Origin of the sequence: Citrobacter sp. Cpo148, assembly GCF_030332375.1 — a bacterium.
Taxonomy (GTDB): Bacteria; Pseudomonadota; Gammaproteobacteria; order Enterobacterales; family Enterobacteriaceae; genus Citrobacter; species Citrobacter portucalensis.
The window spans coordinates 265,990-289,886 of the sequence record NZ_JAOWHY010000043.1 but is presented as its reverse complement, the minus strand read 5'-3'; the positions used below and the strand labels follow the sequence as shown (position 1 = coordinate 289,886).

Sequence of the window (23,897 nt, the reverse complement as noted above, 5' to 3'; positions counted from 1 at the left end):
AACAACTCTTGCTAAGCTGTAGTGTGTTAAAGACATGTCACTCCTCCAGGCGTCTTCAAACGCCTGGTTTTATTTTATGGATATCGAAATGAAAAAATCGCTGGTAGCTGCGGGTGTGGTAGTTGCGCTGGGTATCGTCTGGACGGGCGGCGCCTGGTACACAGGTAAGAAACTTGAAACGCATCTCGCCGAGATGGTGACACAGGCAAACGATCAGTTAAAACGTTTCTCCCCTGAGGCGGGCATTGAACTGAGTTATCAAAACTACCAGCGCGGGGTGTTTAATAGCCAACTGCAATTGGTGGTGAAACCAATCGCCGGGCAGGCAGATTCCTGGCTAAAACCGGGGCAAAGTATCGTCCTGAATGAAACCGTCGATCACGGTCCATTCCCGCTAGCTCAGTTGAAATCACTGAATCTGGTCCCGGCTATGGCCTCCGTGAAAACGACTCTGGTCAATAACGACGTTACCAAACCGCTGTTTGATATTGCCAAAGGTGAGTCGCCATTTGTCATTAATTCCCGAATCGGCTACAGCGGCGATACCCGTTCCGATCTCTCCCTCAAACCACTGAACTATGAGAAAGGCGACGAAAAAGTAGCCTTCAGCGGCGGGGAATTCCAGTTTACAGCAGACAAAGAAGGTAACGCTGTCTCGCTGACAGGCAATGCGCAAAGCGGCGTGGTCAATGCGGTCAACGAGTATGACCAGAAAGTACAAATGACTTTCAATAACCTGAAAACTGAGGGTTCCAGCAGTATTGCCAGCTTTGGTGAGCGCATCGGCGACCAAAAATTGTCACTCGATAAACTGTCGATTTCCGTCGAAGGTAAAGAGTTGGCGGTACTGGAAGGCATGGGTATTGATGGCAAATCCGATCTGATCAACGAGGGTAAAACTGTCAACAGCCAGCTGGATTACACGCTGAACAGCCTGAAATTGCAGGGTCAGGATATGGGTAGCGGTAAACTGACGCTGAAAGTTGGCCAGATTGACGGTGAAGCATTACACCAGTTCAGTCAGCAGTATAGCGCCCAAACCAAGGCGCTGATGGCGCAGATTGATGTGGTACAAAATCCTGAGCTTTATCAGCAAAAAGTCACTGAAGCCTTCTTCAATGCGCTGCCGATTCTGATGAAAGGCGAGCCGGTTATCACCATTGCCCCGCTGAGCTGGAAAAATGCAAAAGGTGAAACTGCATTTAATCTGTCACTGCTGCTAAAAGATCCGACAGCAAATACTGAGGAACCACAAACGCTGGCTCAGGAAGTGGATCGTTCGGTCAAATCACTGGATGCTAAGCTGACGATTCCGGTTGATATGGCGACTGAGTTCATGACGCAGATTGCCAAAATTGAAGGCTATCAACAGGAACAAGCGGCCGATCTGGCGAAGCAACAGGTGAATGGCCTGGCGGCAATGGGTCAGATGTTCCGGATTACAACGATGCAGGACAACGTCATCGGCTCCAGCCTGCAATATGCAAACGGTCAGGTTACGTTAAACGGACAAAAAATGTCGCTGGATGAGTTTGTTGGTATGTTCGGTATGCCTTCTCTCGGCGAGCCGGATGTCCCGGCTATTCCGCAACAGTAAATACGCGTGACAACAGGCCCGATAACCGTGTGTTTATCGGGCCTTTTTTATTTTGCCACCACCAGACGGGCGGAAAGCGTTAAGTTACGCGAATGACCATCATCGTGCCCAATGCGCTGTAGCATGCGCTCAGCAAGGGTATATCCCATTTCACGCGCGGGCGTACAGGCCCAAATAATGGGGATATCGTCCAGTGCATTTTCCGCTACATCGGCAAATCCAGCTAACGATACCTGCTGTTCGAAGTAGCGATCTACGCCAATTTCACCACTCTGACGCCCTGCTCTCATCAGGCCAAACCAGGCGCCAACGGCTATGGTTTCGTTGTAGCACACCACTGCGCTGATCGTTGGGTTACGACGTAATAGCGCGGTCACCTCCTCTGCGGCCTGCTTTTGGCTGGATGAGCACTCCAGCACCCAGTCGCTATGAAACGGTAAACCATACTTTAGCAACGTCGTACAATAGCCGCCGACACGCTCTGCACGGGTCAATGAAGAACTCTGTCCCCCCAACCACGCGATGCGCTGATGTCCATGGCGTATCAGATGTTCAACCAGCAATTGCGCTGCCTGCATGTTGTCAGGCCTGACGGTGTCGACGTCATCCAGGTAGCTGGCCCGAGACGCAAACACTACCGGAATCCCCTTATCGGCGGCCAGTTGTTGTAGGTCGTCGCTACTGCCGGCAGCCCCGGCGATCACCACACCATCAACCCCTTGATTAAGCAGCATAGCGAAACGCTGCGCCAGCTGTTCGCCATCTCTGCCACCATGTAATAAAAAAACCATGCGCCCCTGCGCTTCTAATGCTTCCGTCAGCCCCGCTGTCAACTCGGCGTAAAACGGGGTGGAGAGGTCGCGCACGATCAAACCAATTACCCCGCTCTGCCCGCCACGCAGCGCTGATGCCTGGCGATTACGCACAAACCCCAGTTGCTCAATAGCGGCATTCACCCGTTCGCCGGTCGCGGATGAAATACGGCCTTTTCCACTGAGCACCAATGAGACGGTACTAACCGAAACGCCCGCGGCCAGCGCAACATCATGGATGGTTATTTTTTTGGCTATAGCCATAAAAACGGAAAACTCCCTGATAACGTGACGGATAAAACGTTTTATCAATCACATATATTTATACGCCCTATTATCGTTCGATAATGTGATTTATACCGCACTAAAATTAGGTAAAACGTTTTATCTTCTCGCCATCATTAGTCAGCTAGCTTTTACGAGGAGTCGTTTGATGACGACGAGAACCACACCAAAAATTACGTTATGGGAATTTTTCCAGCAGTTGGGCAAAACCTTTATGCTGCCCGTGGCTCTGCTCTCATTCTGCGGGATCATGTTAGGGATCGGCAGCTCGTTAAGTAGTCATGATGTCTTAACGCTGATTCCGGCATTGGGTAATCCGGTACTGCAGGCTATTTTTACCTGGATGAGCAAAGTAGGCTCATTTGCGTTTAGCTTCTTACCGGTGATGTTCTGTATTGCCATACCTCTCGGCCTGGCCCGCGAGAACAAAGGCGTAGCGGCATTTGCCGGTTTTGTTGGTTATGCGGTGATGAACCTTGCCGTCAACTTCTGGTTAACCGCGAAAGGTATCTTGCCTACCACGGATGCCACGATCCTGAAGGCTAACAACGTACAGAATATCCTGGGGATCCAGTCGATCGACACCGGGATCCTCGGCGCTGTTATTGCCGGGATCATCGTCTGGATGCTGCATGAACGTTTCCACAACATTCGCCTGCCGGATGCACTGGCCTTCTTCGGCGGTACCCGCTTTGTACCAATTATCTCTTCGGTGGTGATGGGACTGGTCGGCCTGGTCATTCCCCTGGTTTGGCCGGTTTTCGCCATGGGCATTAACGGGCTCGGCCACATCATCAACAGCGCGGGCGAATTTGGTCCAATGCTGTTTGGTACTGGTGAACGTCTACTGCTGCCGTTTGGTCTGCATCATATTCTGGTGGCGCTCATTCGCTTCACCGAAGCTGGCGGCACGCAGGAAGTCTGCGGTCACAGCGTGAGCGGCGCACTGACTATTTTCCAGGCTCAACTGAGCTGCCCAACGACACAAGGTTTCTCTGAAAGCGCAACCCGCTTCCTGTCGCAGGGTAAAATGCCGGCGTTCCTCGGTGGTTTGCCGGGGGCAGCGCTCGCTATGTACCACTGTGCTCGCCCTGAAAATCGTCATAAAATTAAAGGGCTGTTAATTTCTGGTCTCATTGCCTGCGTGATCGGCGGTACAACCGAACCACTCGAGTTCTTATTCCTGTTCGTTGCCCCTGTTTTGTATGTAATCCACGCCCTGCTGACCGGTCTTGGTTTCACCGTGATGGCGGTGTTAGGCGTCACCATCGGCAACACGGACGGTAACCTGATTGACTTTGTTGTATTCGGCATCCTGCACGGACTCTCTACCAAGTGGTATTTGGTCCCTGTCGTGGCTGCGATCTGGTTCGCGGTGTACTACGTGATCTTCCGTTTCGCCATCACACGCTTCAATCTGAAGACCCCGGGTCGGGACGTCGAAATTGCCAGCAATATCGATAAAGTCATGGCGGGAGCACCGGGTAAATCCGGTTACAACATCCCTGCCATTCTGGCGGCGCTGGGCGGTGCGGAAAACATTGTCAGCCTTGATAACTGCATTACCCGTCTGCGCTTGTCAGTAAAGGATATGTCGCTTGTGAACGTACAGGCACTGAAGGACAATCGCGCCATTGGCGTAGTGCAACTCAATCAGCATAATCTTCAGGTTGTTATTGGTCCGCAGGTCCAGTCAGTGAAAGATGAGATCGCAGTTCTGATGAACACCGTACAGGCTTAAGGACAATAATATGTTTGATTTTTCAAAGGTTGTGAACAGGCATGGTACCTGGTGTACTCAATGGGATTACGTTGCCGACCGTTTTGGTTCAGCCGACCTTCTGCCGTTCACCATCTCCGATATGGATTTTGCCACCGCCCCCTGCATTCTGGAGGCGCTGACTCAGCGCCTGTCACATGGCGTGTTGGGTTACAGTCGCTGGAAAAATGATGAATTTCTGGCGGCGATTAGCCACTGGTTTCTATCGCGTCATAATACCCAAATCAATCCTCAGTCGCTGGTTTATGGCCCCTCGGTCATCTATATGGTATCGGAGCTGATCCGCCAATGGTCTTCTGCGGGTGATGCGGTGGTTATTCATACGCCGGCTTACGACGCGTTTTACAAAGCGATTGAAGGTAATCAGCGTCAGGTATGCGCTGTCGGACTTGAAAAACGCGCTGACGGCTGGTTTTGCGACATGGTTGCACTAGAGAAAGCCCTGTCCCGGCCTGAAAGCAAAATTCTCCTGCTTTGCAGCCCGCACAACCCAACCGGTAAGGTGTGGACGCGCGATGAACTGGAAACCATGGCGGAGCTGTGTCAGCGCCACGGTGTAAAAGTCATTTCTGATGAGATCCATATGGATATGGTATGGGCAGACCAGCCGCACATCCCGTGGAGTAACGTCGCGCGCGACAGTTGGGCGCTGTTCACCTCCGGTTCAAAGAGCTTCAATATTCCGGCATTAACCGGGGCTTACGGGATTATTGAGGATGAGAAGAGTCGCAACGATTACCTCAGTGCGTTAAAGGGTCGGGATGGTCTTTCCTCACCTGCAGTGCTCGCGCTTAGCGCACATATCGCAGCCTACCAACAGGGCGCTAGCTGGCTTGATGCGCTGCGGGATTATCTTGCCAGTAACCTGCATTACATCGCGCACGAGCTGAATGACGCATTCCCCGAACTGAACTGGCAGGTTCCGCAATCCACCTATCTGGCATGGATTGACTTGCGTCCACTCAACCTTGATGACCACGCACTGCAGGAAGCACTCATCCATCAGCAGAAAGTCGCCATCATGCCCGGATACACATACGGAGAAGAAGGACGCGGTTTTGTGCGCCTCAATGCCGGATGTCCACGTTCCAAACTTGAAAAAGGCGTTAAGGGGTTGATTAACGCCATCCGCACAATACGTTAAATAGTCTTGCGCAATGAAGAACTCATTGCGCAACTCCTTATATAAAAAAACAAATCTGTTTTTTATCGTTTTTTTAATACCAATTCCTCCCTGACTTTTCCTGCCAGTCAAAATCAACAGCAATAAAAATCAAAAAGACAAAATACAAAGCTGAGAAGATAGCCGAAATATAGCGCTGTTTTATATACATAAAAATCATGAATACAACACAAATAAACATTCACAAAAAGAATTTAACTTTTTTTTTACTCCTGTCCCTAACGACATCCATTTTTCTTTGGTATATCCCTTTTAGTAATCAGCGTTATAGCCTCTCTTTTTACCCGGTTATTGCAACCTTTGCTGGTGTATTGCACATTCAGACGGGGTGCTTTATGACGATGAATTACATGAGTTATCGGCGCAAAAAATATCTTTTACCCCTGGCCTGCGCGTTTTATTTCTCGGGGGTTTTCTTATTTCTTGCGCTCTATATTTATTTTTATAAAAACGGCCTTCCTGGTGTCATCTACAATGACATTGCTGTTTTATACTTTATGAGGAACATGTTAATTACGGGGTTGTTTTTTGCAACATACTATTTATATACGTTTAAAAATAAAAAAGAAAAACATGGTAAAACAGTTATTTACGCCACTTATTTATGGTGCATGTTGCATCTGGTAATGGCTATCCTCTACTCCATCCGTATTACGCCAATATCGTTTCAGTTGGTTGACACAGAAACGTTTGAATGGCTTAGACCCTGGCGTGGTAGCTTTATTTATGTCCTCATTATCTTGTGGACCTGTATCGTTTTATTAGGGGCAAAATTAACCCGGCTAAAAACACAGTTTTGGGTAAGTATGTCACTGGTTGCCCTGAGCAATCTGTTAAGTGTCATCATTATGCTGAAGTACACGCATATAGACTCCGCTGGATGGTATCTCGCCAGAGGCCTGGAGTGCCTTAGCGCAATGGCCGTGATGATCGTGCTCATGTCTGATATTTTCAAGCGCTACAAAGCCTCACGTCAGGCCTATGAATTATCCTATGAAAATTCAGTCCGCGACCCGATGACCCGACTTTTCAACCGTGGCTATTTTTATAACGCACTCAGCAATGAGATAAAAATGACAGCGCCCCATAAACCCCTGAGCATTGTCTTTTGCGACATTGATTTCTTTAAGTCGGTCAATGACACCTGGGGACATTTGCAGGGTGACAGAGTGATAATCAAACTGTCAGAAATTATGCAGCGACTGAGTCGGCGTAACGACATCGTGGCACGCATTGGCGGAGAAGAGTTTGCTATTCTGCTACCTGAAACTAACGCAGATGCAGCATTTAACATCGCAGAGCGAATCAGAAAACACGTAGAACAACAAACTCAGGCCACGACTAAAGGTGATTTTCCACGCATCATCACCATCAGCCTGGGTATCGTAACCTCGGTTGATAACCGTTCAGCCCCCGAACAACTTGCTGATTGCGCAGACCGCGCCCTGTATATGGCAAAAAACCGAGGCCGTAATTGCGTTGTGGCCTATTCTGGCGAAGAAGTTTAATCGCAAAGGAAAAGATCACCACCAGGGCGATCTTTTCCTCATGATCAGTTGGTAATTTTCATGTGCAGCTGGAATGCGTTGGTTTTCCCCTCATCCTTCGCCGCGCCTTTTTGATATATTCTGATGGTATACTTACCGCTGGCAGGCAGCGTTTTTTTATAAGTGTCACCACTCATCATGCCATCAAAAATGAATTGTTCGCCCGGTGCAATAATACTCATGAAAGGATGAGGCCAGGCGCTTTTCAGAACTGCTTGCATGGTCTGCCCTTTTTTGGCGACAAACGTATAATCTTTTGTTTTATCACCCGTAATTGTCCCCTTGATATCTGCGCCACTGGTGCCTTTCTTAAACTGGATTACATGCGTTTCATCCGCTTTATACGCCGCATGCGCAGGCACAGTTGCCAGCAGCAAACTTCCACAGAACATTGTACTGATAATTAGCTTTACACTTTTCACTTTATTAATACCCTCAGTCGTTATTGTGTTTTTATAACATACCTCGCAGCACATTCATAAACTGGAAAGTGTCCATTTTTCGCTATTAGCAATGTTATTAAATAAATATCCGAATGAAATAACACTGACAGACAGTAATTAAATAAAAACGAGGTAAATAATCTTAAAATAAAATCATTTTATTACACACATGCTGCAGGAAATGCGTTATTGCTTACTTTACGCCCGTCTTACCACCGCAAGGCAAAAGCAACGTGATACGGTCTCAAGGATCAGGGAGTCGGAACACCACTCTGTTAGTACACTAACAGCATGGTCAACAATTTGGCGATGCTTGCTTCCCCATAACCCCGAACTCTGCACTGCTTTTTTTAAAGTTTTTAGAGGAACATTTTTCTGTTGTATAATGGCCTGCACTTTACCTAAATACACGAGTGCGACCATGATTGATACTTCCCTCCCCCTGACCGACGTCCATCGCCACCTTGATGGTAACATCCGTGCACAAACGATCCTGGATCTGGGCCGTCAGTTCAACTTAACGCTTCCGGCACAAACGTTGGAAACGCTGATCCCTCATGTGCAAGTCACATCAACTGAGCCAGATTTAGTGAGTTTTTTATCCAAGCTCGACTGGGGCGTGAAGGTACTGGCCTCGCTGGATGCGTGTCGTCGCGTGGCATTTGAAAATATTGAGGACGCAGCACGTAACGGCCTGCACTATGTTGAACTGCGTTTTTCCCCAGGCTACATGGCGATGGCGCATCAGCTCCCGGTTGCAGGTGTGGTTGAAGCCGTCATCGCAGGCGTACGCGAGGGCTGCAAGACCTTTGGCGTCGAAGCACGCTTAATTGGCATTATGAGCCGTACTTTTGGCGAAGCCGCCTGCTTGCAGGAACTGGATGCGCTGTTAGCCCACCGAGACCATATTACGGCGCTGGATTTGGCCGGTGACGAACTGGGGTTCCCGGGCAGCCTGTTCCTGTCTCACTTCAACCAGGCACGCGATGCCGGCTGGCATATCACCGTGCATGCGGGCGAAGCCGCGGGACCAGAAAGCATCTGGCAGGCCATTAAAGAGCTAGGCGCTGAGCGTATTGGTCACGGCGTTAAAGCCGTTGAAGATCGTGCGTTGATGGATTACCTCGCCGAGCACCGTATCGGCATCGAATCCTGCCTGACATCAAACATTCAGACCAGCACCGTTGCCTCACTAGCGAACCATCCGCTGAAAACGTTCCTTGAGCATGGCGTTATCGCCAGTTTGAATACGGACGACCCGGCTGTTCAGGGTGTGGATATTATTCACGAGTACACCATTGCCGCACCAGCTGCAGGCCTAACGCGCGAACAGATCCGTCAGGCGCAAATCAACGGTCTGGAAATGGCATTCCTGAGTAACGAGGAAAAACGAGCCTTGCGCGAGAAAGTCGCCGCAGCGTAACAGGTAAAGTGCCGGATGGCGCTAACGCTTATCCGGCCTACAATGAAAACCAACGTAGGCCGGATACGATGCCAGGAAGGTATCGCCTTGCACCATTTACCTAATCAGGCAAGGCACAGCGTCGAACGATGTTTCGCTGATTCTATACCCAGCTCAATCAGCTCCATAATTTGGATAGCCTGTCTCGCCGGTACCGGGTTTTCACCGTTGCCGTTTAGCGCATCCCGAATGCCAGCATAGTACGCCGGATAGTTGCCCGGTACGGTCAGCCAGGTTTCTTCAACCTGCTCTTCGCCTTCGACTCGCGTCAATACGCCATCGCGCATATCATAACCCCAGTCTTCCTGTGGAAGTCGCTCGCCATTTTTCAGGCGCTCTTCCTGCGGGTCAAGACCATACTTCACATAGCTGCCACGCGATCCATGCACAATATAACGGGCCGATTCTGCGGCAGCGAGCATGGTGCCATGCAGGATCACACGACGCTGCGGATACGTCAGGATGGCATGGAAGTAATCCGTCGCCTGCGCGCCCGGACGCAGCTGGGCCAGGTCTACCGTCAGGCTGACGGGCAAACCAAACAGATTAATCGCCTGATCCAAAAGATGCGGTGCTAAATCGTACCAGATACCGCTTCCCGGACCGCCCTGTTCACGCCAACGGTCACGAACCTGTGGGCGGAAACGATCGAAATGGGATTCGAAATACGCTACCTCACCTAAAACACCATCCGCCAGCAGAGCTTTCAGCGTCAGAAAATCACTGTCCCAGCGACGGTTATGGAACACAGACAACACACGCCCGAGGCTGCGCGCCAGCGCATCCAACTCACGCGCTTGTGACAGTGTCACGGTAAAGGGCTTATCAACAACCACATGTTTGCCCGCTTCCAACGCTGCTTTCGCTAACGGGAAGTGCGTGTCGTTTGGTGTGGGGATCACAATCAAGTCGATATTTGGATCGTTAAAAAGATGCTTAGGCTCAGCAACAACCGCCACCGTAGGCCAGTCTGCCTTCACTTTTGCTTCATCACTACTGGACACTGCAGCCAGTTCCAGACCCGGCGTGCCCACAATCAGTGGGGCATGGAAGGTTTTGCTGGCATAACCGTAGCCAATTAGCCCAACGCGGATGTTGTCACTCATGTTATTGCCTCTCAATTCAGGACTTACCTATTTCACACCATACCTTGCAACGTCTCAATAGTTTAATAACCTTTGCGCTACAAAGGTTGTTTTTTAACTTAAGTCAAACATATGCCACTTATGCTTAACTTGCAGCGAAAAAGAGGTAGAAAACGTTCCCAATCATCTTGCTGTATTAATGAGAGATTAGTAACATTTGCAGCCTGTGTTTATGGATAAATCAAAGCAAATGTCATCAGTAATGAATCGTCTTATTGAATTAACAGGTTGGATTGTTCTCGCCGTCTCCGTGATCCTGCTGGGTGTTGCCAATCATATTGACAATTACCAGCCACCAGAGCCCGTTGCGGCAGTGCAGAAGAAATAAGCATCCGCAGCCTTTTATTGCCCGGCAATTAACATTGGTAGTTGCAGGGTCTGCCGGCAAAAGATCGCTTTCTGTCAAAAAAAGCGAATTATGCCGCGTCCCGCTCCGCTGCATATTGCCAGCGATCGCTAAGCGCGTTACCCTTGCTCAAGACGCGCATAGCGCCTGATTTTTCACAGGTATGAACACTCTTCTTACATTTGCACGTAAATGCGCTTTGACCTGTGCTCGTTGTTTATTTTTATATTTTCTACTCCGTTGGTATTATTTTATTAATATGGATCTGCATTTATGACCGTTCAGGATTACTTATTAAAATTCCGCAAAATCAGTTCGCTCGAAAGTCTGGAAAAACTGTTCGACCATCTTAACTACACGCTCACCGATGATAACGACATTATCAATATGTACCGTGCCGCAGACCATCGCCGTGCGGAGCTTATCTCCGGAGGTCGTCTGTTTGATGTTGGTCAGGTACCTAAATCAGTCTGGCATTACGTGCAATAAAGAAGAAAGTAGCGCTCAACGTTAAAAGCTTTATAATAATTGCCCCAAAATGAATGGCATGATTGATTGCGCGCGTAAACCTGGAGAAGAGATGACTACGACACCGGCACAACGTATCGGAGGCTGGCTACTTGGGCCACTGGCCTGGCTGTTAGTCGCGTTGTTGAGCGCTTCGCTGGCGTTATTACTTTATGTCACTGCGCTGGCTACACCGCAAACCTTCAAAACGCTGGGTGAGCAAAGTACGGCAAATTTGCTGTTATGGGGCGTCTCCTTTATTACCGCGATCGCCATGTGGTATTACACACTGTGGCTGACGATTGCGTTTTTCAAACGCAGAGCCTGTGTACCTAAGCATTACATTCTGTGGCTGCTGATCTCCGTGTTGCTGGCGATTAAAGCGTTTGCGTTTTCACCCGTCCCAGACGCTTTTGCCGTGCGCCAACTGCTGTTCCCATTACTGGCTGCAGCACTGTTGGTGCCCTACTTCAAACGATCGCAGCGCGTTAAATCGACGTTTGTGAACCCGTAATAACCCTACAGTTAACCTGTTGTCGCCTGTTGAAGATTGTCAGATAATAGGCGGCTTTTTATTTCAGGCCGAAAAATGACTGATTACCTGCTGCTGTTTGTCGGAACTGTACTGGTCAATAACTTTGTACTGGTGAAGTTTCTGGGCCTTTGCCCGTTTATGGGCGTTTCCAAAAAACTGGAAACCGCAATGGGTATGGGCCTTGCCACGACGTTTGTCATGACACTGGCATCCATCTGCGCTTGGCTGATTGATACCTGGATCCTAATTCCGCTCAATCTCATCTATCTGCGCACGCTGGCTTTTATTCTGGTTATCGCCGTCGTCGTGCAGTTTACCGAAATGGTTGTGCGCAAAACCAGCCCTGCGCTGTACCGCCTGCTGGGGATCTTCCTACCGCTGATCACCACTAACTGCGCAGTGTTAGGTGTGGCGCTACTGAACATCAACCTCGGCCATAACTTTTTACAGTCGGCGCTATACGGTTTTTCCGCCGCCGTCGGCTTCTCGCTGGTGATGGTACTGTTCGCCGCGATCCGCGAACGCCTCGCCGTGGCGGACGTCCCAGCGCCGTTTCGCGGCAATGCGATTGCGCTGATTACCGCTGGTTTAATGTCATTGGCCTTTATGGGCTTTAGTGGTTTGGTGAAGTTGTAATGAATGCTATCTGGATTGCCGTTGCCGCAGTGAGTCTACTGGGTCTGGCGTTCGGCGCTATTTTGGGGTACGCCTCACGACGTTTTGCCGTTGAAGATGATCCGGTCGTGGAGAAAATTGATGAAATTCTCCCGCAAAGCCAGTGTGGCCAGTGCGGCTATCCGGGCTGTCATCCTTATGCTGAAGCGATCGGGTCTCAGGGTGAAAAAATTAACCGTTGCGCCCCCGGCGGCGAAGCGGTGATGTTAAAAATTGCCGCCCTACTGAATGTCGATCCGCAGCCTATTGATGGCGATGAACAAGACGTTACGCCGGTGCGAATGCTGGCGGTCATTGATGAAAATAACTGTATTGGGTGCACTAAGTGTATTCAGGCCTGCCCGGTCGATGCCATCGTGGGCGCGACCCGCGCCATGCACACGGTAATGAGCGATCTCTGCACCGGGTGCAACCTGTGCGTTGACCCGTGCCCGACGCAATGTATTGAATTACGCCCGGTAGCCGAGACACCCGATAGCTGGAAATGGGATTTAAACACCATCCCTGTGCGCATCATTCCCGTGGAACAACATGTTTAAGTTATTCTCTGCATTCAGAAAAAATAAAATCTGGGACTTTGATGGCGGCATTCATCCACCAGAAATGAAAACCCAATCAAACGGAACACCGTTGCGACAGGTTCCGCTGGCACCGCGTTTCGTTATTCCGCTGAAACAACATATTGGTGCGGAGGGTGAACTGTGCGTAAACGTGGGTGACACCGTGCTGCGTGGTCAGCCCTTAACCCGCGGACGTGGCAGAATGCTTCCAGTCCATGCGCCAACATCAGGCACCGTTGTTGCCATTGCCCCGCACTCCACCGCGCATCCTTCGGCACTGGCTGAGTTAAGCGTCATCATAGACGCCGATGGCGAAGATCGCTGGATTGAGCGAGACGGCTGGACCGATTATCGCTCCCACAGCCGGGAAGAGCTGATTGCGCGTATTCATCAGTACGGCGTCGCCGGGCTGGGTGGCGCAGGTTTTCCCACCGGCGTTAAACTGCAGGGCGGCGGAGATAAAATTGAAACGCTGATCATTAACGCCGCCGAATGCGAGCCGTACATTACGGCAGATGACCGCCTGATGCAGGACTGTGCCGCTCAGGTCGTCGAAGGTATCCGCATCCTCGCGCACATTCTTCAGCCACGCGAGATCCTCCTGGGTATCGAAGATAACAAACCGCAGGCAATATCTATGCTGCGCGCGGTGCTGGCTGATTCACACGACATTAGCCTACGCGTGATCCCCACCAAGTACCCGTCCGGCGGGGCCAAGCAGTTAACACAAATCCTGACCGGCAAGCAGGTTCCCCACGGCGGACGCTCCTCTGATATCGGCGTATTGATGCAAAACGTCGGAACCGCCTATGCAATTAAACGTGCAGTAATCGACGGAGAGCCGATCACCGAACGTGTCGTGACCCTAACCGGTGAAGCAGTCAGTCGTCCGGGCAACGTCTGGGCGCGTTTAGGTACGCCGGTTCGTCATCTGCTCAACGACGCGGGCTTCTGCCCTTCCGCCGACCAGATGGTGATTATGGGCGGGCCGCTGATGGGCTTTACGCTGCCGTGGCTGGATGTCCCAGTGGTGAAGATAACCAACTGTCTTCTGGCCCCCTCTGCCAGTGAAATGGGTGAAACGCCAGAAGAGAAAGGCTGCATTCGCTGTAGCGCATGCGCCGATGCCTGTCCGGCCGATCTCCTGCCACAACAGCTTTACTGGTTCAGTAAAGGGCAACAGCACGACAAAGCGACGGCCCACAATATCGCCGACTGTATTGAATGCGGTGCCTGCGCCTGGGTATGCCCAAGCAATATTCCACTGGTACAGTATTTCCGTCAGGAAAAAGCCGAGATTTACGCCATTAGTCAGGAAGAAAAGCGCGCCGCAGAAGCAAAAGCTCGGTTTGAAGCCCGACAGGCGCGCCTTGAACGTGAAAAAGCGGCACGTCTTGAACGCCATAAGAGCGCCGCTGCTCAGCCGGCGGCCAAAGATCATGATGCCATTGCCGCCGCGCTGGCTCGCGTAAAAGAAAAGCAGGCTCAGGCGCTGCAACCGGTGGTCATTCAGGCAGGTGAAAAACCTGACAATAGCGCCGTGATTGCCGCACGCGAGGCGCGTAAGGCGCAAGCTCGTGCTTCCCGTAAGGAAAATCCGCCGCAAAGTGAAGGCAGCAGCACGGGTACAGACCCGCGTAAAGCTGCCGTGGAAGCGGCAATTGCCCGCGCCAAAGCCCGCAAGCTTGAGCAAGAAACGGTAACAGAAACGGCCGAGCCGGTTGACCCGCGTAAAGCCGCCGTCGAAGCAGCAATCGCTCGCGCCAAGGCCCGCAAACTTGAGCAAGAAGCGGTAACGGAAACGGCCGAACCGGTTGATCCGCGTAAAGCTGCCGTGGAAGCGGCAATCGCCCGCGCCAAAGCTCGCAAGCTCGAGCAGCAGGCGGTAACAGAAACAACCGAACCGGTTGATCCGCGTAAAGCTGCCGTGGAAGCGGCAATCGCCCGCGCCAAAGCCCGCAAGCTTGAACAAGAAGCGGTAACAGAAACAGCCGAGCCGGTTGATCCACGTAAAGCCGCCGTCGCGGCTGCCATCGCACGCGCTCAGGCAAAGAAAGCCGCACAGCAGCAGGTTGTAAACGAGGAATAAATGGTATTCAGAATAGCAAGCTCCCCTTATACCCATAACCAGCGCCAGACATCGCGTATCATGATGCTGGTGTTACTTGCTGCATTGCCGGGGATCGCCGCTCAGCTGTGGTTCTTCGGCTGGGGCACGTTGTTCCAGATCGTTCTCGCTGCCATCAGCGCTATTGCTGCCGAAGCGGGTGTGCTTAAACTGCGTAAACAACCCATTGTGGCAATTTTAAAAGACAACTCGGCGTTACTTACCGGGTTGCTTTTGGCCGTCAGTATTCCGCCCCTCGCCCCCTGGTGGATGGTGGTATTAGGCACCGTATTTGCGGTTATCATTGCGAAACAGCTGTATGGCGGGCTCGGGCAGAACCCGTTTAACCCTGCCATGATTGGCTATGTCGTGCTGCTCATCTCATTTCCGGTACAGATGACCAGTTGGCTGCCGCCGCATGAAATTGCGGCCACGGTGCCTGGTTTCTTTGACGCCCTGAACGTTATCTTTAACGGGCATACCGCCAGCGGAGGGGATATGAATTCGCTGCGTATGGGTATCGATGGTATCAGTCAGGCAACACCTCTTGATACCTTTAAGACATCCTTGCATGCCGGACGTACCGTTGAGCAGGTGATGCAATACCCGATCTACAGCGGCATGCTGGCAGGCGCTGGCTGGCAGTGGGTGAACCTTGCGTGGCTTGTTGGTGGTATTGTGCTGTTATGGCAAAAAGCGATTCGCTGGCATATCCCGGTTAGCTTCCTGCTGTCGCTCGCTGTTTGCGCCACTTTAGGTTGGATTTTTTCGCCAGACTCACTGGCATCGCCTCAGTTGCACTTGCTTTCCGGCGCGACGATGTTAGGTGCGTTCTTTATTCTTACCGATCCCGTTACGGCATCAACAACCAACCGTGGTCGTCTTATTTTTGGCGCACTTGCGGGCCTGTTAGTGTGGTTGATACGTAGTTTTGGTGGTTATCCTGATGGCGTGGCTTTTGCCGTGTTGCTGGCAAATATCACGGTTCCCCTGATTGATTATTACACCCGCCCTCGCGTGTACGGACATCGCTAAGGACTAGATATGCTGAAAACGATTCGTAAACACGGTATTACACTGGCGCTGTTTGCTGCGGGCTCAACGGGGTTAACCGCAGCAATCAATCAATTAACCAAGTCAACCATTGATGAACAGGCCGCGATACAGCAAAAAACGCTGTTCGATCAGGTTCTGCCTGGCGATCGCTACAATAATAACTTGTCTGAAAGTTGTTATCTGGTCAATGCGCCAGCGTTAGGCAAAGGTACGCACCGTGTATATATTGCCCGCCAGGACGATCGTCCTGTTGCTGCGATTCTTGAAGCTACGGCGCCAGATGGTTATTCCGGGGCGATTCAACTGCTGGTGGGTGTCGATTTCACGGGTACCGTGTTGGGTACGCGGGTTACCGAACACCATGAAACACCTGGGCTGGGCGATAAAATCGAACTGCGACTGTCCGACTGGATCACCCATTTTAGCGGTAAAACAATTTCTGCGGATAACACCTCTCACTGGGCAGTGAAAAAAGATGGCGGCGACTTTGACCAGTTTACTGGCGCAACCATTACACCACGTGCGGTGGTTAACGCGGTTAAACGTGCCGGCCTGTATGCGCAGACGCTGCCTGCGCAACTCCCTCAACTTAGCGCCTGTGGAGAATAACCATGAGCGAAATTAAAGACGTGATTGTCCAGGGGTTATGGAAAAATAACTCCGCGCTTGTGCAACTACTCGGGATGTGTCCGCTGTTGGCCGTCACTTCTACCGCCACTAACGCGCTGGGTCTTGGACTTGCGACTACGCTCGTCCTGACGCTGACCAACCTGACGATTTCAGCCCTTCGCCGCTGGACACCGCCAGAAATTCGTATTCCGATTTATGTCATGATTATCGCCTCCGTGGTGAGTGCGGTACAGATGTTGATCAATGCCTACGCCTTCGGCCTGTATCAGTCTCTGGGCATCTTCATCCCGCTGATTGTAACCAACTGCATTGTTGTTGGTCGTGCAGAAGCCTTCGCCGCCAAAAAGGGCCCTGCGTTATCCGCACTTGATGGTTTCTCCATCGGCATGGGCGCAACAGGTGCCATGTTTGTTCTGGGCTCGCTGCGTGAAATAATTGGTAACGGTACACTGTTTGATGGTGCAGACGGTTTATTGGGTAGCTGGGCCAAAGTCTTGCGCGTTGAGATCTTCCATACTGATACGCCGTTTCTGCTGGCCATGCTGCCACCGGGCGCGTTTATTGGCCTGGGTCTGATGCTGGCAGTGAAGTATCTGATTGATGAGAAAATGAAGAAACGTCGTGCCGAGGCGGCTGTCGTGGACAGTCCCGCGGGTGAAACAGGGAATGCGTAATGAACAAAGCAAAACGTCTGGAAATACTGACGCGTCTGCGGGATAACAACCCGCATCCGACAACCGAGCTCAATTTTACATCGCCGTTTGAACTGTTGATTTCGGTCTTGCTCTCCGCACAAGCGACCGATGTCAGCGTCAATAAAGCGACAGCTAAGCTATACCCCGTCGCCAATACGCCGGCTGCGATGCTGGAGCTCGGTGTTGAAGGTGTTAAGTCCTACATCAAGACAATCGGTTTGTTTAACAGCAAAGCAGAAAACGTAATTAAAACCTGCCGCATTCTGCTGGAACAACATAATGGTGAAGTGCCAGAAGACCGTGCGGCGTTAGAAGCTCTACCCGGCGTTGGGCGAAAGACGGCTAATGTGGTGTTAAATACCGCCTTTGGCTGGCCCACTATCGCTGTAGATACCCACATTTTTCGCGTCTGTAATCGCACGCAATTCGCCCCGGGTAAAAACGTCGAGCAGGTTGAAGAGAAGCTGCTGAAAGTCGTACCCAGTGAATTTAAAGTCGATTGCCATCACTGGTTAATTCTTCATGGTCGCTACACCTGCATCGCCAGAAAGCCGCGCTGCGGTTCCTGTATTATTGAAGATCTCTGCGAATTCAAAGAGAAAGTCGATATCTAATGCTGCCGGGGCATCCTCCTAGCCCCTTACATACATAACGATTAGTTATGCACTCCCTAGCGTTTATTTTCCCGACAATGATGCCATTCAATTGCTCATATCTAATGCAATATTCTTGTTAATTAACACCTCAGCAGGTTAATCGTTTTTTTAGCAAAAGAAATTTCTATCTATACGTGATCCAGATCATCCAGCTAACACAATGTTAATAAATTTTTATTTTTTAGTTAAGGTGACAATTAGATGACCTAACTGCACAGTTTCTAAACAAAACATTACACTGCCTATTTTTCAGATAATGGCCTATATCACTGGATTCAACCTTAAATAGCAGAACATATCGCCACATTGCGGTTATGGCGGTGATTAAACAGTGTAAAAATCTGCCATTTTAGAAATGAAGAAATTTAACGCTAGATAACATTTCACAGCCCCGACGATTTCACCAGTCATGATATATGTAACAGATTATTACAAACCACTTGTCTGAATGGTCAAGATAGTGAACATTACTTGCCGTTTCCCCTCCCACTATAACAATCGGACGGATGAACTTGACTCATCACGTACCTGAACACCCCCGTTGATATGGGATGTAAAAAAAGAGGTAAAAGTGTCTACTGCAAACAATAAACCAACAGAAAGCGTAAGTTTAAACGCCTTCAAACAACCAAAAGCGTTCTATCTCATTTTCTCTATTGAGCTGTGGGAACGTTTTGGTTATTACGGCCTGCAAGGGATTATGGCCGTCTACCTGGTTAAACAGCTGGGTATGTCAGAAGCGGATTCCATCACCCTTTTCTCGTCCTTTAGCGCCCTGGTGTACGGTCTGGTTGCCATTGGCGGCTGGTTAGGTGATAAAGTTCTGGGAACAAAACGTGTCATTATGCTGGGCGCCGTTGTGCTGGCCATCGGTTATGCGTTGGTAGCATGGTCCGGTCACGATGCGGGTATCGTTTATATGGGCATGGCGGCCATCGCGGTCGGTAACGGCCTGTTTAAAGCAAACCCATCCTCCCTGCTCTCTACCTGCTATGCCAAAGATGACCCGCGTCTTGATGGTGCATTTACCATGTACTACATGTCCGTCAACATCGGTTCATTCTTCTCTATGCTGGCAACACCGTGGTTGGCTGCGCGCTACGGCTGGAGCACCGCGTTCGCTCTGAGCGTCGTGGGTATGCTGATTACCGTTGTTAACTTCGCATTCTGTCAGCGCTGGGTTAAACAGTACGGTTCTAAACCTGACTTTGAACCGATCAACTTCCGTAACCTGCTGCTGACCATTGCTGGCGTTGTGGTACTGATCGCGATTGCAACCTGGTTGCTGCACAACCAGCAGATCGCTCGTATGGTTCTGGGCGTCATTGCGCTGGGTATCGTGTTCATCTTCGGTAAAGAAGCCTTCACCATGCACGGTGCTGCGCGTCGCAAAATGATCGTCGCCTTCATCCTGATGCTGGAAGCGATTATATTCTTCGTGCTGTACAGCCAGATGCCGACCTCACTGAACTTCTTTGCGATTCGTAACGTTGAGCACTCTATTCTTGGCATTGCTTTCGAACCTGAACAGTACCAGGCACTGAACCCGTTCTGGATCATCATTGGTAGCCCAATCCTCGCCGCTATCTATAACAAAATGGGCGATACCCTGCCGATGCCGACCAAGTTTGCGATTGGTATGGTGCTGTGTTCCGGTGCATTCCTGATCCTGCCGCTGGGCGCGAAATTCGCTACCGATGCGGGCATCGTTTCCGTTAACTGGTTGATTATCTGCTACGGTCTGCAAAGTATCGGTGAGCTGATGATCTCCGGTCTGGGTCTGGCAATGGTGGCACAGTTGGTTCCGCAGCGCCTGATGGGCTTCATCATGGGTAGCTGGTTCCTGACCACTGCCGGTGCAAACATCATCGGTGGCTACGTCGCTAACATGATGGCTGTACCAGAGAACGTGACTGACCCGCTGATGTCCCTTGAAGTCTACGGTCGTGTGTTCCTGCAGATTGGTGTTGCGACGGCTGTTATCGCTGTTCTGATGCTGCTGACGGCTCCGAAACTGAACCGTATGACTCAGGACGATGACGTCAATGAGAAAGCCTCTAAGGCCGCGACAGCGTAATTCTCAGGGAAACTCATTTTCAGGCCGCTAACTGTTGTTAGCGGCTTTTTTTTTGCCTGAGGTAGCACTACCATACGATATACCTCAGCCAAAAGGAGTTACCGATGAAACTGTTCTACAAACCGGGCGCTTGTTCTCTCGCTTCCCACATCACACTTCGTGAGAGCGGTAAAGATTTCACGCTGGATGGTGTTGATCTGATGAAGAAACGTCTGGAAAATGGCGATGATTTTTTCGCGGTAAACCCAAAAGGGCAAGTTCCCGCACTGCTGCTGGATGACGGTACGCTACTTACCGAAGGTGTTGCCATCATGCAATACCTGGCGGACAGCGTGCCAGACCGCCAGCTCCTTGCCCCTACCAGCAGCCTCTCCCGTTACAAAACCATCGAATGGCTTAACTACATTGCGACTGAACTGCATAAAGGCTTTACGCCACTGTTCCGTCCCGATACGCCGGAAGACTTTAAGCCAACCGTTCGTGCGCTGCTGGAGAAAAAAATGCAGTATGTGAACGACTCGCTGAAAGATAACCAATGGATCTGCGGCCCGCGCTTCAGCATCGCCGATGCCTATCTGTTTACCGTACTGCGTTGGGCCTATGCGGTTAAGCTGAATATGGCAGGATTAAGTAATATTGACGCCTATATGGCGCGAATGGCTGAACGCCCGGCGGTTGCCGCTGCGCTGAAAGCAGAAGGCTTAAATTAATTGTTGTTGCCGGGTGGCACTTGCACATACCCGGCCTACAGCTAAAAATATGCCCGATAAGCGTGAGCGCCATCGGGCATCGATTACAGCTGCGTTGCGCTAAAGTAGTGTTCAGGCTTGGCGATACGGTCCTGCGCGGCCACGACCTGCAGCTCATACTCGTGCATCTCTTTGGTAGTGATCATCACTTCGTACACCGCCGCAGTCACATGCTCAAGCGCCTGTTGTAAAGATGCGCCCTGCAGCAGTTTCACCAGCAACAAGCCACTCGTCACATCACCCACACCAACCGGTTGACGTGCGCCAAAATCGACTAACGGACGACTGATATGCCACGCCTGTTCAGCGGTGACCAGCAGCATTTCGAAACGGTCGGTGCTGATACCTGCGCGTGCCAGATGCTTCACCAGTACAATTTCAGGTCCCTGAGCGATCAGTTCACGCGCTGCTGCAACGGCCTCGTCGACATTGTTCACCGCATGCTCGCACAGAATTTCGAGTTCAACCAGATTCGGGGCAATAATGTCACTAGCCGGGAGCGCATGGCGTACATGAAATTCCGCCACTCCGGGTGCGACAATACACCCCTTTTCAGGGTGTCCCATCACCGGATCGCAAAAGTATTTTGCCTGCGGGTTTGCCGCTTTTACCTTGCGAACAATACCCAGAATATGCTCGCCCTGTTCTGCTGAACCAAGATAGCCGCTCAGTACTGCGTCACAGGTCTGGAGTTTATCAATATCAGCAATGCCCTGAACAATTTCAGTCAGGTGGCTCGGCGGCATAACGCAACCGGTCCATTTGCCATACTGCGTGTGGTTTGAAAACTGAACGGTATTCAGCGGCCAGACATTTGCGCCAAGACGACGCATCGGAAATTCTGCTGCACTGTTGCCCGCATGACCAAAAACAACGTGGGACTGGATGGCGAGGATATTCTTCATTTTACTTACCACAACCCTGAAAAAATAAAGGGGCGTAGTTTCCCACGCCCCTGCTAACTCAATCTTACTTCCAGCAAATCAGACAATAGTTCTTCTTGCCACGACGCAGTAAGGTATAGCGCCCGAACAGGATATCACTATCCTGGAAGAAATATTCCGGATCGGACTGCTTCTCACCGTTGATGGTTACCGCGTTTGACGCAATAGTCTTACGTGCCTGACCGCGAGAAGGTTGCAGCTCGGAGTCCACCAGCGCCTGCATCAAATCGGCACCTTTGTCCATCTCGATCATCGGCACGCCATCCTGCGCCAGCTGTTCGAAATCTGCTTCACTCAAATCGCTGAGATTGCCGTTGAACAAGCTTTCGGTAATGCGTTTTGCCGCGACCAGACCTTCTTCACCGTGAACCAGACGCGTAACCTGTTCGGCCAGAACATACTGGGCACGCGGCGCTTTACCGCTGTTTTTATCTTCTTCTTCCAGCGCATTGATTTCTTCAATGTCCATGAAAGTGAAGAATTTCAGGAAGCGATAAACGTCCGCATCGGCGGTGTTGATCCAGAACTGGTAGAATTTGTACGGACTGGTTTTCTTCGGATCCAGCCACACTGCGCCGCCTTCCGTCTTACCGAATTTGGTGCCATCAGCTTTAGTGATCAGCGGAACGGTCAGACCAAACACCTGATTCTGGTGCAAACGACGGGTTAAATCGATACCCGAAGTAATGTTACCCCACTGGTCAGAACCACCAATCTGCAGTGCCACGCCGTGCAGTTTGTTCAGGCAGGCAAAGTCATAACCCTGCAGCAGGTTGTAAGAAAACTCGGTAAAGGAGATCCCCTGATCGTCACGGTTCAGACGCTGCTTAACCGCTTCTTTGTTGATCATCTGGTTAACGGAGAAGTGTTTGCCGATATCACGCAGGAAAGTCAGTACGTTCATACCGCCAAACCAGTCGTAGTTGTTCGCAGCAATCGCCGAGTTGTCGCCACAGTCGAAATCGAGGAACGGTGCAACCTGTTTGCGGATTTTATCCACCCACTCCTGCACAGTGTCTTCGGTATTCAGTTTACGCTCGGCGGCTTTAAAGCTCGGGTCACCAATCAGACCGGTTGCGCCACCTACCAGTGCAACAGGCTTATGGCCTGCCTGCTGGAAGCGTTTCAGGCATAACAATGGAACCAGATGCCCCAAATGCAAGCTGTCAGCGGTAGGATCGAAGCCGCAATAGAGCGCGATCGGGCCTTGCGCCAGTCGCTCTGCTAACGCTTCCTCGTCCGTCACCTGGGCCACCAGCCCCCGCTCTTGCAATTGTTTAATCAAGTTACTGCTTGCCATCAAAATCTCCATGTATAAAACGACTGCACCTTTGCCGGTACACGACTTTTCGCCTGATGCGAAAGAAACATAGAATAAAGCGCCGGATTGTTCAGCACCAGCGCTTAAAACAAGAAATTTGCATCTTTAGGGGGCCAGGCGATCAATTTTCCACGCGTTATCTTCGCGTTGGTATAAAAAACGATCGTGCAGACGGTTTTCACCGCCCTGCCAGAACTCCATTTGTTCAATACTCACGCGAAAGCCGCCCCAGAAACTGGGCAGAGGAACTTCCCCTTGCTGAAACTTCTGCTTCAGTTCGAGGAATTTGCTTTCGAGAATACCGCGCGCGGAGATTCGACTGGATTGTTTTGAGACCCAGGCGCCAATCTGACTGTCGCGCGGGCGACTGTGGAAGTATTTAACCACTTCGAGTGTGGAAAGACGCTCTGCCTTGCCGATCACCATCACCTGCCGTTCCAGCGTATGCCAGGGAAATAAAAGGCTGATGCGTGGATTTTTCTCGATCTGATGCGCCTTACGGCTACCAAGGTTGGTATAGAACACCAGCCCTTTGTCATCATAATGTTTGAGTAACACGATGCGCTGATACGGCTGGCCATTTTCATCAACAGTCGCAACGACCATTGCGGTGGGATCGGCCAGTTTGGCATCACAGGCTTGCCCCAGCCAGCGCTCAAACAGCGCAAGGGGTTCGGCGGGAAGATCGCGGCGGCGAAGACCGCCTTTCGTGTATTCACGGCGCAGATGCGCGATTTGCTGCAATTCGTCGTTATCAGACATGATGTTGGGCTACGGATTGTCAG

Annotated in this window: 23 protein-coding genes; 17 read left to right on the top strand and 6 right to left on the bottom strand. The window is 50.9% G+C overall.

Going from position 1 to position 23,897, the window contains the following annotated elements; genetic code table 11:
• Positions 1–88: 88 nt before the first annotated feature.
• A complete protein-coding gene (locus OGY10_RS11335) occupies positions 89–1,597 on the top strand; it encodes a YdgA family protein (RefSeq protein WP_137377875.1) in 1,509 nt (502 codons plus the stop codon).
• Between the two features lie 47 nt (positions 1,598–1,644).
• Here the strand turns inward: OGY10_RS11335 and OGY10_RS11330 are convergent, their stop codons facing one another.
• Positions 1,645–2,673 carry a Mal regulon transcriptional regulator MalI gene (locus OGY10_RS11330; RefSeq protein ID WP_125363523.1) on the bottom strand — a complete coding sequence of 343 codons (1,029 nt, stop codon included), beginning with the start codon at positions 2,671–2,673 and terminating at the stop codon, positions 1,645–1,647.
• A gap of 169 nt (positions 2,674–2,842) precedes the next feature.
• On the opposite strand from OGY10_RS11330, the gene malX reads away from it, so the two are divergent.
• From malX to OGY10_RS11315, 3 genes are all read left to right on the top strand, one after another.
• Positions 2,843–4,435 (top strand): maltose/glucose-specific PTS transporter subunit IIBC, encoded by a 1,593-nt coding sequence (gene malX, locus OGY10_RS11325; protein WP_286576757.1) that lies wholly within the window; start codon positions 2,843–2,845, stop codon positions 4,433–4,435.
• Positions 4,436–4,445: 10 nt separating this feature from the next.
• Positions 4,446–5,618 carry a MalY/PatB family protein gene (locus OGY10_RS11320; protein ID WP_191226054.1) on the top strand — a complete coding sequence of 391 codons (1,173 nt, stop codon included), beginning with the start codon at positions 4,446–4,448 and terminating at the stop codon, positions 5,616–5,618.
• Between the two features lie 197 nt (positions 5,619–5,815).
• Positions 5,816–7,165: a sensor domain-containing diguanylate cyclase gene (locus OGY10_RS11315; RefSeq protein WP_071446494.1), complete on the top strand. Its 1,350-nt coding sequence runs from the start codon at positions 5,816–5,818 to the stop codon at positions 7,163–7,165.
• Positions 7,166–7,209: 44 nt separating this feature from the next.
• Here OGY10_RS11315 and OGY10_RS11310 read toward each other — a convergent pair whose 3' ends face one another.
• Positions 7,210–7,626, bottom strand: coding sequence for a DNA breaking-rejoining protein (locus tag OGY10_RS11310; RefSeq protein WP_249418626.1), 417 nt, complete (start codon positions 7,624–7,626; stop codon positions 7,210–7,212).
• Between the two features lie 442 nt (positions 7,627–8,068).
• Here OGY10_RS11310 and add point away from each other — a divergent pair, with 442 nt between their 5' ends.
• Complete coding sequence (add, locus tag OGY10_RS11305) at positions 8,069–9,070, top strand: adenosine deaminase (protein ID WP_003029130.1); 1,002 nt, start codon at positions 8,069–8,071, stop codon at positions 9,068–9,070.
• A 104-nt stretch (positions 9,071–9,174) separates the two neighbouring features.
• Here the strand turns inward: add and OGY10_RS11300 are convergent, their stop codons facing one another.
• Complete coding sequence (locus OGY10_RS11300) at positions 9,175–10,215, bottom strand: oxidoreductase (RefSeq protein WP_071446495.1); 1,041 nt, start codon at positions 10,213–10,215, stop codon at positions 9,175–9,177.
• A 241-nt stretch (positions 10,216–10,456) separates the two neighbouring features.
• Here OGY10_RS11300 and blr point away from each other — a divergent pair, with 241 nt between their 5' ends.
• The 12 genes from blr (at position 10,457) to gstA (ending at position 20,808) form a co-directional block, all read left to right on the top strand.
• Complete coding sequence (gene blr / locus OGY10_RS11295) at positions 10,457–10,582, top strand: division septum protein Blr (RefSeq protein WP_003029134.1); 126 nt, start codon at positions 10,457–10,459, stop codon at positions 10,580–10,582.
• Between the two features lie 291 nt (positions 10,583–10,873).
• Positions 10,874–11,089: a transcription modulator YdgT gene (gene ydgT / locus OGY10_RS11290; protein WP_008784684.1), complete on the top strand. Its 216-nt coding sequence runs from the start codon at positions 10,874–10,876 to the stop codon at positions 11,087–11,089.
• Between the two features lie 91 nt (positions 11,090–11,180).
• Complete coding sequence (locus tag OGY10_RS11285) at positions 11,181–11,621, top strand: DUF2569 domain-containing protein (RefSeq protein ID WP_020996422.1); 441 nt, start codon at positions 11,181–11,183, stop codon at positions 11,619–11,621.
• A gap of 75 nt (positions 11,622–11,696) precedes the next feature.
• Positions 11,697–12,278: an electron transport complex subunit RsxA gene (rsxA, locus tag OGY10_RS11280; protein WP_003029144.1), complete on the top strand. Its 582-nt coding sequence runs from the start codon at positions 11,697–11,699 to the stop codon at positions 12,276–12,278.
• A complete protein-coding gene (gene rsxB, locus OGY10_RS11275) occupies positions 12,278–12,856 on the top strand; it encodes an electron transport complex subunit RsxB (protein ID WP_032943340.1) in 579 nt (192 codons plus the stop codon). The genes rsxA and rsxB overlap by 1 nt, the downstream gene beginning before the upstream one ends.
• Positions 12,849–14,966, top strand: a complete 2,118-nt coding sequence (rsxC, locus tag OGY10_RS11270; RefSeq protein ID WP_174770301.1) for an electron transport complex subunit RsxC — start codon at positions 12,849–12,851, stop codon at positions 14,964–14,966. Before rsxB ends, rsxC begins: the two co-directional genes overlap by 8 nt.
• Positions 14,967–16,019 (top strand): electron transport complex subunit RsxD, encoded by a 1,053-nt coding sequence (rsxD, locus tag OGY10_RS11265; protein WP_008784680.1) that lies wholly within the window; start codon positions 14,967–14,969, stop codon positions 16,017–16,019.
• Between the two features lie 9 nt (positions 16,020–16,028).
• Positions 16,029–16,649, top strand: a complete 621-nt coding sequence (gene rsxG / locus OGY10_RS11260; protein ID WP_032943336.1) for an electron transport complex subunit RsxG — start codon at positions 16,029–16,031, stop codon at positions 16,647–16,649.
• A gap of 2 nt (positions 16,650–16,651) precedes the next feature.
• On the top strand, positions 16,652–17,344 hold the full coding sequence (locus tag OGY10_RS11255) for an electron transport complex subunit E (RefSeq protein ID WP_008784678.1): 693 nt from the start codon (positions 16,652–16,654) through the stop codon (positions 17,342–17,344).
• Positions 17,344–17,979, top strand: coding sequence for an endonuclease III (gene nth / locus OGY10_RS11250; protein ID WP_003029161.1), 636 nt, complete (start codon positions 17,344–17,346; stop codon positions 17,977–17,979). Before OGY10_RS11255 ends, nth begins: the two co-directional genes overlap by 1 nt.
• Before the next feature lie 613 nt (positions 17,980–18,592).
• The gene (gene dtpA, locus OGY10_RS11245; protein ID WP_020996425.1) at positions 18,593–20,098 is read left to right on the top strand and encodes a dipeptide/tripeptide permease DtpA; all 1,506 of its coding nucleotides are present in this window, start codon (positions 18,593–18,595) and stop codon (positions 20,096–20,098) included.
• Between the two features lie 104 nt (positions 20,099–20,202).
• On the top strand, positions 20,203–20,808 hold the full coding sequence (gene gstA, locus OGY10_RS11240; protein WP_003832787.1) for a glutathione transferase GstA: 606 nt from the start codon (positions 20,203–20,205) through the stop codon (positions 20,806–20,808).
• 83 nt (positions 20,809–20,891) lie between these two features.
• Here gstA and pdxY read toward each other — a convergent pair whose 3' ends face one another.
• The 3 genes from pdxY to pdxH all read right to left on the bottom strand — a co-directional run bounded on the left by pdxY (position 20,892) and on the right by pdxH (position 23,874).
• A complete protein-coding gene (pdxY, locus tag OGY10_RS11235) occupies positions 20,892–21,752 on the bottom strand; it encodes a pyridoxal kinase PdxY (protein ID WP_008784675.1) in 861 nt (286 codons plus the stop codon).
• Positions 21,753–21,816: 64 nt separating this feature from the next.
• Positions 21,817–23,091, bottom strand: coding sequence for a tyrosine--tRNA ligase (gene tyrS / locus OGY10_RS11230; RefSeq protein WP_020996426.1), 1,275 nt, complete (start codon positions 23,089–23,091; stop codon positions 21,817–21,819).
• A 126-nt stretch (positions 23,092–23,217) separates the two neighbouring features.
• A complete protein-coding gene (gene pdxH / locus OGY10_RS11225; protein ID WP_003029169.1) occupies positions 23,218–23,874 on the bottom strand; it encodes a pyridoxamine 5'-phosphate oxidase in 657 nt (218 codons plus the stop codon).
• Between the last annotated feature and the right edge of the window lie 23 nt (positions 23,875–23,897).